12 protein-coding genes are annotated in these 13,432 nt (G+C 65.6%); 2 read left to right on the top strand and 10 right to left on the bottom strand.

Annotation, left to right across the window (positions count from 1 at the left end):
• Positions 1–46: 46 nt before the first annotated feature.
• The 8 genes from betB to choX all read right to left on the bottom strand — a co-directional run bounded on the left by betB (position 47) and on the right by choX (position 8,918).
• Entirely contained in the window at positions 47–1,519 is a 1,473-nt protein-coding gene (betB, locus tag ACSX1D_RS19630) for a betaine-aldehyde dehydrogenase (protein ID WP_439860061.1), read from the bottom strand.
• A gap of 263 nt (positions 1,520–1,782) precedes the next feature.
• Entirely contained in the window at positions 1,783–2,430 is a 648-nt protein-coding gene (gene betI, locus ACSX1D_RS19625; RefSeq protein ID WP_439860060.1) for a transcriptional regulator BetI, read from the bottom strand.
• 165 nt (positions 2,431–2,595) lie between these two features.
• Positions 2,596–3,039 carry a YtoQ family protein gene (locus ACSX1D_RS19620; protein WP_439860059.1) on the bottom strand — a complete coding sequence of 148 codons (444 nt, stop codon included), beginning with the start codon at positions 3,037–3,039 and terminating at the stop codon, positions 2,596–2,598.
• A gap of 230 nt (positions 3,040–3,269) precedes the next feature.
• The gene (locus ACSX1D_RS19615; protein ID WP_439860058.1) at positions 3,270–4,124 is read right to left on the bottom strand and encodes a glycine betaine ABC transporter substrate-binding protein; all 855 of its coding nucleotides are present in this window, start codon (positions 4,122–4,124) and stop codon (positions 3,270–3,272) included.
• A gap of 147 nt (positions 4,125–4,271) precedes the next feature.
• A complete protein-coding gene (locus tag ACSX1D_RS19610; protein ID WP_439860057.1) occupies positions 4,272–5,216 on the bottom strand; it encodes a choline ABC transporter substrate-binding protein in 945 nt (314 codons plus the stop codon).
• 39 nt (positions 5,217–5,255) lie between these two features.
• On the bottom strand, positions 5,256–6,137 hold the full coding sequence (locus ACSX1D_RS19605; RefSeq protein ID WP_439860056.1) for an ABC transporter permease: 882 nt from the start codon (positions 6,135–6,137) through the stop codon (positions 5,256–5,258).
• Position 6,138: 1 nt separating this feature from the next.
• Complete coding sequence (locus ACSX1D_RS19600) at positions 6,139–7,335, bottom strand: quaternary amine ABC transporter ATP-binding protein (protein ID WP_439860055.1); 1,197 nt, start codon at positions 7,333–7,335, stop codon at positions 6,139–6,141.
• Between the two features lie 659 nt (positions 7,336–7,994).
• Positions 7,995–8,918, bottom strand: coding sequence for a choline ABC transporter substrate-binding protein (gene choX, locus ACSX1D_RS19595; RefSeq protein ID WP_439860054.1), 924 nt, complete (start codon positions 8,916–8,918; stop codon positions 7,995–7,997).
• A 349-nt stretch (positions 8,919–9,267) separates the two neighbouring features.
• On the opposite strand from choX, the gene ACSX1D_RS19590 reads away from it, so the two are divergent.
• Together ACSX1D_RS19590 and ACSX1D_RS19585 are read left to right on the top strand one after the other, a co-directional pair.
• A complete protein-coding gene (locus ACSX1D_RS19590) occupies positions 9,268–10,647 on the top strand; it encodes an L-serine ammonia-lyase (protein WP_439860053.1) in 1,380 nt (459 codons plus the stop codon).
• Between the two features lie 475 nt (positions 10,648–11,122).
• On the top strand, positions 11,123–12,244 hold the full coding sequence (locus tag ACSX1D_RS19585) for a GlxA family transcriptional regulator (protein ID WP_208707253.1): 1,122 nt from the start codon (positions 11,123–11,125) through the stop codon (positions 12,242–12,244).
• A 58-nt stretch (positions 12,245–12,302) separates the two neighbouring features.
• Here the strand turns inward: ACSX1D_RS19585 and ACSX1D_RS19580 are convergent, their stop codons facing one another.
• Both ACSX1D_RS19580 and etfB read right to left on the bottom strand, forming a co-directional pair.
• Positions 12,303–12,548 (bottom strand): hypothetical protein, encoded by a 246-nt coding sequence (locus tag ACSX1D_RS19580; protein ID WP_208707252.1) that lies wholly within the window; start codon positions 12,546–12,548, stop codon positions 12,303–12,305.
• 41 nt (positions 12,549–12,589) lie between these two features.
• A complete protein-coding gene (gene etfB / locus ACSX1D_RS19575) occupies positions 12,590–13,363 on the bottom strand; it encodes an electron transfer flavoprotein subunit beta (protein ID WP_439860052.1) in 774 nt (257 codons plus the stop codon).
• Between the last annotated feature and the right edge of the window lie 69 nt (positions 13,364–13,432).

The raw sequence follows: 13,432 nt of genomic DNA, 5'->3' as shown, positions 1-13,432 counted from the left end.
TGTGGTGGACCAGGCCGCTGCGCGACCCGTCCCCCTACGATCGGGCTCAGAACACCGAGGCGTAGTCGCCCAGTTCCACCTGCACCGATTTGACCTGGGTGTAGTGCTCCAGGGTGGCCACACCGTTCTCGCGGCCGACGCCGGACTGCTTGTAGCCGCCGACCGGCATTTCCGCCGGCGACTCGCCCCAGGCGTTGATCCAGCAGATACCGGCTTGCAGCTGATGGATGACCCGGTGGGCGCGGGCCAGGTCGCGGGTCACCAGGCCGGCGGCCAGGCCGTACTCGGTGTCGTTGGCGCGGCGGATCACTTCTTCCTCGGTGTCGTAGGCGAGGATGCTCATGACCGGGCCGAAGATTTCCTCGCGCACGATGGTCATCTCGTCGCTGCAGTCGCTGAACACCGTGGGCGCGACGTAGGCGCCCCGGGCGTATTCGCCGTCGGTCACGCGCTGGCCGCCACAGAGCAGGCGGGCGCCTTCCTTGCGACCGGTCTCGATGTAGCCGAGCACGCTTTCCATGTGGGCGAAGCTGACCAGCGGGCCGAAGTTGGTGTTGGCATCTTCCGGGTTGCCCAGGCGGATGCGCTGCACCCGCTCGAGCACCTTGGCCTCGAAGCGCGCCTGCAGGTTGCGCGGGATAAACACCCGGGTACCGTTGGTGCAGACCTGACCGGAGCTGTAGAAGTTGGCCATCATGGCGATGTCGGCGGCGCGGTTGAGGTCGGCGTCCTCGAAGATGATCAGCGGCGACTTGCCGCCCAGCTCCATGGTCACATCCTTGAGGGTCGAGCCGGAGGCGCTGGCCATGACCTTCTTGCCGGTGCTGGTGCCGCCGGTGAAGGAAACCTTGGCGATGCCCGGGTGTTCGGTCAGCCACTGGCCGACTTCGCGGCCGCTGCCGGTGAGCACGTTGAACACGCCGTCCGGCAGGCCAGCCTCGGTATAGATTTCGGCCAGCTTGAGCACCGACAGCGGGGTCACTTCGCTGGGCTTGAAGATCATCGCGTTGCCGGCGGCCAGGGCCGGGGCCGACTTCCACAGGGCGATCTGGATCGGGTAGTTCCAGGCGCCGATGCCGGCGACCACGCCCAGGGGCTCGCGGCGGGTATAGACGAACGACGACTCGCGCAGCGGGATCTGCTGGCCTTCCAGGGCCGGGATCAGGCCGGCGTAATACTCCAGCACGTCGGCACCGGTGACGATGTCGACCGCCTGGGTCTCGGACAGCGGCTTGCCGGTGTCGAGGGTTTCGAGCGCGGCCAGCTCGTCATTGCGCTGGCGCAGGATGTCCACGGCGCGACGCAGGATGCGCGAGCGCTGCATGGCGGTCATCGCGGCCCAGACCTTCTGCCCCTCGGTAGCGCTGGCGACGGCGCGGTCGACGTCTTCCTTGCCGGCGCGCTGCACCTGGGCGAGCACTTCGCCGTTGGCCGGGTTGACGGTCTCGAAGCTCGCGCCGCTGCTCGAGTCGGTGTAGCGACCACCAATGTAGAGCTTCTGTTCGTCGAATCGGGCCATGGTCGAATCCTCTTGATTGGCATCTGGATAGGGCTGGCGGGCGGGTTTGTTGCGCGCTGGCCGGCTGGCTCGGCGGCATGCTTGTGGCCATGCGCGCCGATCAAAGTGGAAGCCAGCCTACTTTATTTTTATTGAACGCTCAAACAACAAAACTGTTCGGGAACGACAAAGCCTGCTCCGAAAGCGACGGCGCAGACGGCCTCATGGGCCGCGGAAAAAATTGCAATGGGGGTGCCGGCCCAGTCGGTGGGGCCGGTTTGCCGTCAGTGCTGGCGGTCGCCCGGATGGCGGCTGGTGCGCGCCGGCTGGCTGGCCTGGGGCGAATCGGCCTTGGCCAGTTGCAGGTCGAGGTAGTCGTAGGCGATCTGTACCGCCTGGCGGGTATCGAAGGCCTCGCCGGACAGGGCCCCGCGCAGCCACAGGCCGTCGATCAGCGCCGCCAGGCCGCGGCCCGCGGCGCGGGCCTGGGGCTGCGGCAGGAGCCGGTGGAACTGGCCGCAGAGGTTGGAATACAGGCGGTGGTCGTTGATCCGCTGCAGGCGGCGCAGGGCCGGGTGGTGCATGCTCGAGGCCCAGAAGGCCAGCCAGGTCTTCATGGCCGGGCCGTTGACCTGGCTGTCGTCGAAGTTGCTGTCGATGATCGCCCGCAGGTGCGAGCGCGGGCTGTCGTCCTGCAGGCTGGCGCGGCGCTGGCGCACCGCCTGGTTGAGTGCCTGCATCAGGTGGCGCATGGTGGCCTCGAGCAGGCCGTTCTTGTCCTGGAAGTAATGGCTGATGATGCCGTTCGACACCCCGGCCAGGCGGGCGATATAGGCGATGCTGGCATCGCCCATGCCGACCTGGTCGACGGCTTCGAGGGTGGCGGCGATCAGCTGCGAGCGGCGAATCGGCTGCATTCCGACCTTGGGCATCGGTTTCTCCGGCGACAGGGACTTGGCGAGGAAGGACGCAGTCTAGGGCGTTCTTTATTGACCGATCAATAAAGAACGCGCTTTAGGAGACGAATTGTCGCCCGGGGACATGTGTGGCGCGGCGTCCGAAAAGCCCGTGCAGCGAGCTGTTGATCGAGAGCGCGACTAGGCCTCGGCGACTATGTACTTGAGCAGTTCGACCACCTGTTGCGGGCTCTGCGCCCAGGCCATGGCGGCGCCATCCACCTCCTTCAGCGGGTGAACCAGGTCCTCGCCATGCAGGGTGATGTAGGGCTTGCCCAGAGCCGCGCAGTAGCCGGCATCGAAGGCGGCATTCCACTGCTTGTACTGGTCGCCGAAGCGAATCACCGCGATGTCGCACTTTTCCAGCAGGGTCTTGGTGCGTATCGCATTGACCTTGGCGGACTTGTGATCGCGCCAGAACGCCTGGCTCTCTGGGCCCAGCGCATCGCCGGCGGCATCGCTGGCCTCGTGATCGGTCACCGCTGAACTGAAGCTGATCGCCAGGCCCTGCGCCGCGGCGCCCTGGATGATCTGCTGGCGCCAGTCGGTATGGATTTCACCGGATAAGTACACTGTCCAGGTCATGGTCTTCCCGGGTCTGTTCTATCGAATGGATGCCGGCTCTGAGCCGCCTTGTGGCGGACAGTCTGCCACGTCTTGCCCGGCTTGCCCGGCTTTTCATGGGCGGCGGCCTGGGCCTGGCGTCGATGCCGCCTCAAGGCGCGCGCCGATACGGGCGGTAGGCCAGGGGAAGCTGCCTGGACGGTAAAACAAAAAAGCGGGCCGAGGCCCGCTTCTTGTATCGCTGAGGTGGCTTACTTCAGCCAGGACTCGACCCGCTCGGGGTTGGCGGCGATCCAGTCCTTGGCGGCCTGCTCCGGCTTGGCGCCGTCGCGAATGGCCAGCATCACCGCACCGATTTCCTCGCTGGTCCAGTTGAACTTCTTGAGGAAGGCGACCGCTTCCGGGGCCTTGTCCTTGAAGCTTGGGTTGACCACGGAGTCGACATGTTCAGCTTCGCCATAGACGCCCATCGGGTCTTCGAGGAAGCGCAGCTTCCACTTGGCGAACATCCAGTGCGGTACCCAGCCCGGCACCACGATCGCTTCGTTCTTCTTGATGGCGCGGGCCAGGGCGGTGGCCATGGCCGGGCCGGAGCTCGGCATCAGCTTGTAGTCGAGCTGGTACTTCTCAAGGGCTTCCTCGGTGCGGCGCATGATCCCGGCGCCGGCATCGATGCCGGTGATCTTGCCGTCGTAGGCTTCCTTGGTGGCGTTCAGGTCGGCGATGCTCTTGGCTTCGACGTAGTCGGGCACGACCAGGCCGATCTTGGCGTCGTTGTAGTTGGTGCCGAGCACCTCGAGCTGGTCCTTGAACTTGGCGTAATACTCGCCGTGGGTCACCGGCAGCCAGGCGGACAGCAGGCCGTCGATGTCGCCACGGGCTACGCCCTGCCACATGATGGCTGGTTCGAGAGGCTTCAGCTCGACGTCGTAGCCGAGCTTGCTTTCCATGATTTCGGCGGCGAGGTAGCTGGTGGCGACGCTGTCGTCCCAGCCGTTGACGAAACCGAAGGTCAGGGTCGGCTTTTCCGCGGCCATGGCGGAGGACATGCCGACAGCCAGGGCGGCGGCGCCGAGGCCTTGGAGGAGGGTCTTGAGTTTGCGCATAGGTGTAGCTCCGTCAGGGTGAGTTGCAGTTCTTGTTGGTGTTACTGGCTCGTTCTGATTGCGGGTACTGCGCCGGCCGGTTGCCGGGGCGAGGGCCCGGCGACCGGCTGGTCTTCGAGCCACGAACCGGGTCGTGGCTCTTGGTCCTTACAGGCCGACGTGCTGCTTGACCGCGGCGACGCCATCCTTACCGTCATAGGTGGTGACACCGGCCAGCCACTTGTCGAGCATTTCCGGGTTGGCCTTGATCCAGTTCTTCGCCACTTCGACCGGATCTTCCTTCTCCAGCACTTTCTCCATCAGCTGGCTTTCGATCTCGACGCTGAACTGCAGGTTGTTCAGCAGCTTGCCGACGTTGGCGCAACGCGCCTCGTAGTCCGGGGTGACCACGGTGTAGACCTTGGCCGCGCCGTAGTCCGGGCCGAACACGTCATCGCCGCCGGCCAGGTAGGTGATGTCGTACTGGGTGTTCATCGGGTGCGGGGCCCAGCCGAGGAACACCACCGGCTCCTTCTTCTTCACCGCGCGCTGCACCTGGACCAGCATGCCGGCCTCGCTGGACTCGACCATGCGGAAGCCGCCCATGCCGAACTGGTCGCCCTTGATCATCTGTTCGATCAGCAGGTTGCCGTCGTTGCCCGGTTCGATGCCGTAGATCTTGCCGCCCAGCTGATCCTTGAACTTGGCGATGTCCTGGAAGCTCTTGAGGCCCGCTTCGGCGGTGTAGGTGGGGACCGCCAGGGTGTACTTGGCGCCTTCCAGGTTCGGTGTCGGCAGCACCTTGACGCCACCGTCCTTGGCGAAGGGCTCGATCACCGCGTCCATCGAGGGTGCCCAGTAGCCGAGGAACACGTCGATCTGGCCTTTCTGCACGCCGGTGAAGGCGATCGGTACCGAGGCCATGATCTTGCGTGGCTGGTAGCCCAGGCCTTCGGTGAGGGTCATGGCCACGCCGGTGGTGGCGGCGATGTCGGCCCAGCCGATCTCGGCGAAGCGCACCTGCTTGCAGCTTTCCGGTTCCTGGGCCCAGGCGTTCTGCACCAGGGCGCAGGACAGCAGGCCGAAGCTGGCGATGGTCTTGAGCTTATTCATTAATGACTTCCTGTATGAATGAATTAAGGGGCGTGCTGCTCACTGGCGCTGGAAGCGCGCGCTCACCCAACTGATCAGGCTGCTGCGTGGCGCAGTCTGCTTGGTGCCGAAACTCTCTGTGATGCGGTCGAGGATGATCGCCAGCAACACCACGGCCATGCCGCTCTCGAAGCCTAGACCGATATCCAGGCGCTGGATGCTCGCCAGCACGTCGTTGCCCAGGCCGCCGGCGCCGACCATGGAGGCGATGATCACCATCGACAGGGCCATCATGATGGTCTGGTTGACCCCGGCCATGATCGACGGCATGGCGTTGGGCAGCTGCACCTTGAACAGCAGCTGGCGGCCGGTGCAGCCGAACGACTGGCCGGCCTCGACGATCTCCTTGTTGACCTGGCGGATGCCCAGGTTGGTCAGGCGCACGGCCGGCGGCATGGCGAAGATCACCGTGGCGATGATCCCCGGTACGCGGCCGAGGCCGAACAGCATGGCCGCCGGGATCAGGTAGACGAAGGCCGGCATGGTCTGCATGAAGTCCAGCACCGGGCGGATGGTGGTGGCGACCCGCTCGCTGCGCGCGGCCCAGATGCCCAGGGGGATACCCAGCAGCAGGCTGATCAGGGTCGAGGAGAAGGTCAGGCCGAGGGTGACCACGGTCTGCTCCCAGAAGCCGGTCATGACGATGAGGATGAACGACACCGCGGTGAAGGCGGCGAAGCGCGCACCGATGCGCCACAGGCCGAGGCCGACGAAGATGGCGATCAGCAGCCAGGCCGGGGGCAGCATCAGCAGGGCCTCGACGCCCTCGGAGAAGCCGCTGACCACGCTGCCGATGCTGTCGAAGGCGCCGCTGTAGTTGTCCAGCAGGTGCTGGACCACGTCGTTGACCCAGCTGCCCAGGTCGAGTTTCTTGTCGCTCATGTCATTCTCCCTGCAGGCGGTTGAGCAGGCGGCCCTTGCTGATGGCACCGCTGTAGTGGCCGTTGGCGTCGATCACCGGGATCGGCCCCTCGTTGTCCACCAGGCGCTCGATCACCTGGTCCAGCGGCATGTCCTCGGGGACCGGGTCGACGCGCTTGAGCGTGTCCAGTTCCAGGCCGCACTGGGTTTTGCCGTCGACCATCAGGGCGATCTTCTCCAGGCTGATGGAGCCGCAGAAACGCTTGTTCTCGTCGACGATGAAGGCGTAGTGCTTGTCCAGCGCCTGCAGCTCCTGGCACACCTTGTTGGCGTCGGGCGCCACGCCGTTGTGCACGTAGAGCGGCACGCTGTCGGCCTTGAGCTGGCCGGCGGTGAGGTAGCGGTTGGTGTCGACGGTGTCGAAGAAGTTGCGCACGTAATCGTTGGCCGGGCTGTCGACCAGCTCCTGGGGGGTGCCGACCTGGATCAGCTTGCCGCCTTCCATGATGCCGATGCGGTTGCCGATGCGCATGGCCTCCTCGATGTCGTGGGAGACGAAGATGATGGTGCGCCGGTGGGTCTTCTGCAGCTCCAGCAGCACGTCCTGCATCTCGCGACGCTTGAGCGGGTCGAGGGCGGAGAAGGCCTCGTCCATGATCATCATCGAGGGGTCCACGGCCAGGGCGCGGGCCAGGCCGACGCGCTGCTGCATGCCGCCGGACAGCTCGTGGGGGTACTTGTGGGCGAAGGTGTCCAGGCCGACCTGGGCGAGCACGTCCATGGCGCGCTTCTCGCGTTCCTTGCGCCCGACCCCGGCCACTTCCAGGCCGAAGGCGGCGTTGTCCAGCACGCTGCGCGAAGGCATCAGGGCGAAGGACTGGAAGACCATGCTCATGTCGCGGCGGCGCAGGTCGACCAGCTCGGCATTGGCCATCTTGGCCACGTTCTGGCCGTCGATGTAGACATCGCCGGCGCTGGGCTCGATGAGGCGGTTGATCAGGCGGATCAGGGTGGACTTGCCCGAGCCCGAGAGGCCCATGAGGACGAAGATCTCGCCCTCCTCGACGCTGAAGGACACATCGCTGACGCCGATGACGGCGCCCTTTTCGGCAAGGATCTTGTCCTTGCTCCAGCCCTGCTTGAGCAGGTCGATGGCGTCCTGTGGGTTTTGGCCGAAGACCTTGTAGAGGTTCTCGACGACGATCTTTCCAGACTTCATGGGAGGTTTCCCCTTCAGTAGACATCCAGACCAGCTACATGGAACCTGATGAACGCCCTCGGGCCATTCGTCAGGTGATGCCGACTGTTCTTGCCTGTGTGGGTGGTCATGATTTCCGGGTTCGGACAACAGGCTGCAGAGCGTTGGGGCAGGGTGCTCGGACGCCGTCGGGGTGCCGCTCCACTGGCCGTGGGCGTTACTCGAGTGCGTGGGTGAGTGAACCTTGCTGTGCCGTGCTGCAAACTGCTTTCCAAACCCTCTGGCAGTGTTACGAAGCCCAATCCTTTGGGAGATCACATCTCAACATCGAGATGCGCGTACATCCGAATTTTCTTGTTAGGCCGGCGCCTAAGTAGGGGTGCCAGCGCTTATCTTTTTCGGTCCAGAGCGGTGGGGCTCTGGTCTGCCAGCTCCCTCAGGGAGAAGACAGCGACGAGATCGGCTGACTCAACGATATAGGCTTCGAGACGTCGCAATTATCGGTTTGCGACGTTGACGTGTTGGGCGACGACATGGCGTCTGCCTAAAAAAACCTTAACAGACTTGATGGCCCTTTGGCCAAGTCGGCCGACCGCGCCAGGCGCGGTCGGCAGGCCCTGTTCTGGGGGGAAGCACCGTATGACGGGGGCTCGGGGAGATGTACGGGTGTTCGAAATTTACTACGGCTGGTCGCTGCTTAGCGGGCTGCCGTCGCGTTTGCTGACCCCTTGCAGCCATTGCGCCCGCACCTGCGGGTTGGCTTTCAACCAGGCCTTGGCTTCGCGCCGGGGGGTGGTGTTCTGGTTGAGAATGGCTTCCATCAGGTCGTTCTCCATCTGCAGGCTGAAGCGCAGATTCTTCAGCAGCCGGCCGAGGTTCGGACACTGGCTGGCGTAGTCCTTGCGCACCACGGTGTAGACGGTGGCACCGCCCAGGTCGGGGCCGAAGTAGTCGTCGCCGCCGGGCAGATAGTTCACGTTCAGCTGGTTGTTCATCGGGTGGGGTTCCCAGCCGAGGAATACCGCGGGTTTTTCCAGGTGTTCGGCGCGTTTTACGTGCAGGATCATCTCCGATTCGCTGGACTCCAGCAGGCTGAAGCCACCGAGATCGAAGGCGTTGTTTTCGATCATCTGCTGGATCGTCTGGTTGGCGCTGTTGCCCGGCTCGATGCCGTGGATCTTGCCGCCCAGGGCCTTCTTGAACTTGCCGATGTCCTGGAAACTCCTGATCCCGGCGTCGAAGCCGGCCTGGTTGACCGCCAGGGTGTACTTGGCTCCTTCCAGGTTGACCGCATGCAGTTCGATCGAGCCGTCGTCGAGGTAGGGGCGCACCCCCTTCTCCGAACTGGGCAGCCACAGGTCGAGGAAGACATCGAGGTCATTGTTGCGCAGGGCGTCGTACGTCTCGGGTACGGACAGGCGCTTGATCTGGGTGCGGTAGCCCAGTTCGCTGAGTAGCAGACGCGTGACGGCGTTGGTCACGATCAGATCGGTCCAGCCGACGTCGGCCAGGCGTACCCGGTCGCAGGCCGCGGGGTCGGCGGCCTGGGCCAGCATCGGCGTGCTCAGCGCGGCAGCCAGGAGAAGGTTCTTGTATCGGGTCATGGGCATATCCAAGTCACCGTTGACGGATTCCCTGCCGCTCCGGGACGGGCGGGGCGTGAGGCCCTGGGCGAGGCGCGCGATCGGTTGCCGGGCGGCGCATGGGCGCCTGGATCATGGCGTTGGAACTGGATTGCTGCCTATGCGCTGGGTCGCATACGGAACGTAATTGTCGCGCAGCGTATCGTCGCGCGCGGAAAACTGCGCACTGGGTCACGTTTGTCGCTGCGGCCTTTGGGCGGGAACGCGAGGGGCTGACGGATTTGGACATGGACGAGTCGGTGTGGGACTTCTGGCCACTGGCGAAATCTCGATGATGGCGGCATTGCAGCACCCAGTTCAGGAGATTGTCGTGGCTATTAGTGTGTTCGACCTGTTCAAGATCGGTATCGGGCCTTCCAGCTCCCATACCGTCGGCCCCATGCGCGCCGCGGCGCTGTTCGTCGGTGCCCTGCGCGAGCGTCGCCTGCTCGAGCGCGTCGGCCGTGTCGAGGTGCGCCTGTACGGTTCGCTGTCGGCCACCGGCGTCGGTCACGGCAGCGACACCGCGGTGATCATGGGCCTGATGGGCGAGTGGCCCGACAGCATCGACCCGAGCCAGATCGCCCCGCGCGTCGAGGCGCTGCGCGCCAGCGGCCGGCTGCAGCTGGACGGGCGCCTGGCGGTGGCCTTCGACTGGCAGCGCGACATGCTGCTGCTGGAGGAGAACCTGCCGTACCACCCCAATGCCATGACGCTGACGGCGTTCTGCGGCGAAGGCCGCGAGCTGCACAGTGACACCTACTACTCGATCGGCGGCGGCTTCGTGGTCGACGCCGAGCAGGCCGCCGCCGGCCAGCTGGATCAGGACAGCACCCGGCTGCCCTACGACTTCTCCAGCGCCGCCGAGCTGCTCAGCCTGTGCAAGCAGCACGGCCTGCGAGTGTCGCAGCTGATGATGGAGAACGAGAAGGCCTGGCGCAGCGAGGCGGAGATCCGCGCCGGCCTGATGCGCCTGTGGCAGGCTATGCGTGACTGCGTGGACAACGGCCTGAAGCACGAGGGCATCCTGCCCGGCGGCCTCAACGTCAAGCGCCGCGCCGCCAAGCTGCACCGCAGCCTGCAGGAGATGAGCAAGCCCAACGTGATCGGCTCGACCCTGAGCGGCATGGAGTGGGTCAACCTGTTCGCCCTGGCGGTGAACGAGGAGAACGCCGCGGGCGGGCGCATGGTGACCGCGCCGACCAACGGCGCGGCCGGCATCATCCCGGCGGTGCTGCACTACTACGTGCGCTTCAGCCCGGCGGTGAGCGAGGCCGACGTGGTCGACTACCTGCTGGCGGCCGCCGCCGTGGGCATCCTGTGCAAGAAGAACGCCTCGATCTCCGGCGCCGAAGTGGGTTGCCAGGGCGAGGTCGGTTCGGCCTGCGCCATGGCCGCCGCGGGCCTGGCGGAGATCCTCGGCGCCACCCCGGAGCAGCTGGAGAATGCCGCCGAGATCGGCCTGGAGCACAACCTCGGGCTGACCTGCGACCCGGTCGGCGGCCTGGTCCAGGTGCCGTGCATCGAGCGCAACGCGATCGCTGCGGTGAAGGCGATCAACGCCGCGCAAATGGCCCTGCGCGGCGACGGCGAGCACTTCATCTCGCTCGACCGGGTGATCCGGACGATGCGCGACACCGGTGCCGACATGCACGACAAGTACAAGGAAACCTCGCGCGGTGGCCTGGCGGTCAGCGCGGTCGAGTGTTGAGGCGCGGACGATCTGTGCGCGACTAGCTTCAAGGGCGCGGCGCGATCGGTGCCGCAGCCCTTTTCGGTGCGTGGCAAAGGCCACAGTGCCCGCTTCGAGGGCGAGTCGCCGGTCGGTTTCGGCTAACCTGAGACGACCGCTAGGTCAATTTATGGACCGTTGGTCCGTTACCGGTGTTACCAGGTGGAAGGCTGGGGTGACAATCTGTCGCACCCCTAGTGCTACTGAAATGCTCAGGTGCTCGGGCGTCTGAACACTGGCCGTCGCAGGCTGGACGATCTTGTCGTTCCTGGGAAGGCTGAGTGGCACGTGGATTGGATGTTGTTCATTTTTTATTGAACAGCCAATCAAATTAGGCACGGCGTTTGCCTTGTGATTCATACCAGTCCGGGTATGTCACATACCAGAACAACAAGATCAAAGAAGAGCCTCGCCACGAAGGCTCGAATACGTGCTCAGCGTGAGGGTTTCTCTGATGTCGCAGTCCAACCAAGGGGCCCAGCCCCAGAACCGTGTCCCTCAGTCCATTGGTTTCCTGCTGCTGGACAACTTCACCCTGATTTCCCTGGCTTCGGCCGTGGAACCCCTGCGCATGGCCAACCAGCTCTCCGGCAAGGAGCTGTATCGCTGGTACACCCTGACCCAGAGCGGCCTGCCGGTAAGCGCCAGCGACGGCCTGCAGATCACCCCTGATGCCGGCCTGGACAATGCCCCGGCGCTGGACGCGGTGATCGTCTGCGGCGGTGTGGATATCCAGCACAGCGTCACCCGCGAGCACCTGCACTGGCTGCAGGTGCAGGGCCGTCACGGTCTCCAGCTCGGCGGCGTGTGCACCGGCAGCTGGGCGCTGGCCAAGGCCGGCCTGCTCGACGGCTTCGACTGCAGCGTGCACTGGGAATTCCTCGCGGCGATGCAGGAGGCCTTCCCCCGTGCCGCCATCAGCACCCGCCTGTTCTCCATCGACCGCACCCGCTGCACCTCGTCCGGCGGCACTGCGCCGATGGACATGATGCTGCACCTGATCGGCCGCGAGCACGGCCGCGAACTGGCTGCGGCGATCTCCGAGATGTTCATCTACGAACGCATCCGCAACGAGCAGGATCACCAGCGCGTGCCGCTCAAGCACATGCTCGGCACCAACCAGCCGAAGCTGCAGGAGATCGTCGCGCTGATGGAAGCCAACCTGGAAGAGCCGATCGACCTCGACGAGCTGGCCTGCTACGTCGACGTGTCGCGCCGCCAGCTCGAGCGCCTGTTCCAGAAGTACCTGCACTGCTCGCCGTCGCGCTACTACCTGAAGCTCCGGCTGATCCGCGCGCGCCAGCTGCTCAAGCAGACCTCGATGTCGATCATCGAAGTGGCCTCGGTCTGCGGCTTCGTCTCCACGCCGCACTTCTCCAAGTGCTACCGCGAGTACTTCGGCATTCCGCCTCGCGACGAGCGCGCCGGCCAGACCTCCAGCAACGTGGTGGCCCTGGTGCCGATGCCGGAAGACCTGATGCGCCCGTCCTCGTCCACCGCCATGACCGCGCTGACCCGCGCCCAGGGCGAATCGACCTTCGCCAGCGTACGCCTGTACCCCAACCGCCCGGTCTGAGCGCAGGTAGAAAAAAGGGCGCTCGATGCGCCCCTTTTTCATGCCCGGCAGTCGCGCCTCAGCGCGGCACCAGGGCTGGCAGCAGGTGGCGGGAGATCGCCTCGCGCACGGTCGGCAGCAGGGTGGCGTTGCCGCCCAGCAGCTCCTCGACCAGCCGGCGCAGGGCCTGCGCGCGATCCGGGCTGAGGCCCTGAACCGCGTACTCGCAGGCTTGCTCGGCGCTGACGCCGGGCGGAATGGAGAGGCCCAGCGCCACCAGGCGGTCGCGGAAGTCCTCTTGGTCGATCAGGTCGGCATGCATCATGGCTCGCTATGCTCCGTCGGTTTAACGGCCGGTGCCGCGCCTTAGCGCAGCACCCCCTCTTCAATCAGCAGCTTGAAGATAGCCTCGGCGCCTTCCTGTGGCGAGACATCTTTGAGCACCTTGCCGCCGCCGCCGGATGCCTTGGCCGTGGCCGCCTTCATCCGTTCGGCGCCGGTCTTGGCCTTGATCACCTTGAGCCGCTTGGGCCGCGGGCGGGCCGGCTGCAGCTGGGCTTCGGCGAGCAGGTTGTCCTCGATGATGGTCACGTCCTCGGCGCGCAGCTGGCCGCGACGGGCCGGGCCGAAGGCGCTCTGGCGCGCGGTCGGGGCGGCGTTGTCGACACAGGCGAGGAAAGGCAGGCGCACCCGCAGGCGGCGCCGCTGGCCGCGGGGCAGAGCTTGCAGCACCTGGGCCACGCCGTTCTCGACCTTCTCCACCTCGGCCAGGCCGACCACCAGGGGCCAGCCCAGGCGTTCGGCCAGGAGGAAGGGCAGCAGCCCCGAGCCTTCGCCGGTTTCCGCCTGGCTGCCGGTCAGCACCAGCTGGGCGCCGGCCTCCTGCAGGTAGCGGGTCAGCACCGGCAGGGCATCGGCCTGCTTGGGTTGTTCGAGTACCGCCATTTCCGTCAGGCCCATGCCCAGGTAGGCGCGCAGCGCCTCTTCCTGGGGATCGCCGGCGTGCAGCACCTGCAGCTTGTCGCCGGCCAGGCGCAGGCCCAGTTCGACGGCGCGCGAGTCCTGCTCGGCGCGGCGGGCGCGGCCCGAGGTCGGGTGGGCGCCGACCGAGACCAGGGTGATGATGTTCAAGTCAGTCATGGAGCGACTCCCGTAGGGTGGATCGCGCTTGTTCGATCCACCGCACCTTGGCAATGGCGGATGCGCGGA

It is taken from the genome of Pseudomonas sp. MBLB4136 (assembly GCF_051904765.1).
GTDB lineage: Bacteria > Pseudomonadota > Gammaproteobacteria > Pseudomonadales > Pseudomonadaceae > Aquipseudomonas.
Note: the sequence above shows the minus strand (reverse complement) of the source record. Positions and strands in the feature narration are given on the sequence as shown.

Bases quoted from the DNA above. Each gene is read 5' to 3' on its own strand.
- betB (WP_439860061.1), bottom strand. From the start codon at position 1,519: ATGGCCCGATTCGACGAACAGAAGCTCTACATTGGTGGTCGCTACACC.
- betI (WP_439860060.1), bottom strand. From the start codon at position 2,430: ATGCCCAAGGTCGGAATGCAGCCGATTCGCCGCTCGCAGCTGATCGCC.
- ACSX1D_RS19620 (WP_439860059.1), bottom strand. From the start codon at position 3,039: ATGACCTGGACAGTGTACTTATCCGGTGAAATCCATACCGACTGGCGC.
- ACSX1D_RS19615 (WP_439860058.1), bottom strand. From the start codon at position 4,124: ATGCGCAAACTCAAGACCCTCCTCCAAGGCCTCGGCGCCGCCGCCCTG.
- ACSX1D_RS19610 (WP_439860057.1), bottom strand. From the start codon at position 5,216: ATGAATAAGCTCAAGACCATCGCCAGCTTCGGCCTGCTGTCCTGCGCC.
- ACSX1D_RS19605 (WP_439860056.1), bottom strand. From the start codon at position 6,137: ATGAGCGACAAGAAACTCGACCTGGGCAGCTGGGTCAACGACGTGGTC.
- ACSX1D_RS19600 (WP_439860055.1), bottom strand. From the start codon at position 7,335: ATGAAGTCTGGAAAGATCGTCGTCGAGAACCTCTACAAGGTCTTCGGC.
- choX (WP_439860054.1), bottom strand. From the start codon at position 8,918: ATGACCCGATACAAGAACCTTCTCCTGGCTGCCGCGCTGAGCACGCCG.
- ACSX1D_RS19585 (WP_208707253.1), top strand. From the start codon at position 11,123: ATGTCGCAGTCCAACCAAGGGGCCCAGCCCCAGAACCGTGTCCCTCAG.
- ACSX1D_RS19580 (WP_208707252.1), bottom strand. From the start codon at position 12,548: ATGATGCATGCCGACCTGATCGACCAAGAGGACTTCCGCGACCGCCTG.
- etfB (WP_439860052.1), bottom strand. From the start codon at position 13,363: ATGACTGACTTGAACATCATCACCCTGGTCTCGGTCGGCGCCCACCCG.